The organism is Stenotrophomonas maltophilia group sp. RNC7 (genome assembly GCF_030910085.1).
Lineage (GTDB): Bacteria > Pseudomonadota > Gammaproteobacteria > Xanthomonadales > Xanthomonadaceae > Stenotrophomonas > Stenotrophomonas sepilia.
Genome location: NZ_JAVFVN010000574.1, coordinates 1 through 633, shown reverse-complemented (window position 1 = coordinate 633; position 633 = coordinate 1). Strand labels below are relative to the sequence as shown.

The 633-nt window shown below is 30.2% G+C and carries 1 protein-coding gene; it reads left to right on the top strand.

Annotation, left to right across the window (positions count from 1 at the left end):
* Positions 1-270: 270 nt before the first annotated feature.
* The coding region (locus tag RCF13_RS10905; protein WP_308141172.1) for a hypothetical protein at positions 271-633 on the top strand (363 nt) is incomplete at its 3' end.

The following is a 633-nucleotide window of genomic DNA, read 5'->3' as shown; positions in this document are numbered from 1 at the left end:
TATGATCTTGAACAAGAAGTGTTATGCGAAAAGTTAAAAGCAGTTATTCCAGAAGAAAATTTAAAAGACTTGAACGAACTTATAGATTCATTTTGGAAGATGGTAGTAGCACTATATCATTAACATAGAGGGATAGAATATTAGGATGCGTATTTAAAGCATAGAAAAATACTTGTAGTTACTATGTCGTTGAGTGTAGTAACTACAAGTATAAAATCAATATGTAGGTACTGTGTAACTTATCAAAGTAACTACAAGGAGAGATAAAAAATGTATTGTGTTATTCAAGAGATAGAATATAAAAAACAACCTCGTGCAAGCATTAGTATAAAATTAGAAGTATCGGCAACTACATGGACTACCAACGACGAAAATGAAACAATAAGGTATTGGTATAGCTATAGTCTCGAAAAATTTGAAAGACCGATAAAGAAAGCTTATAAAGTAAGCATACATAAGAGCTATAGAGAAGATGGAAAGGTTAAAAAGAAGCAATGGGTTATATGTACTATGGGATATTATGATTTACTAGATTCTTGGCCGAGAGATTTTATTGTATCTAGTAAGTTAGAAGAAAAATTAAATGAGATGGAACTGACAGAAGAACAACTATGGGATTTAGTATATTTAAAA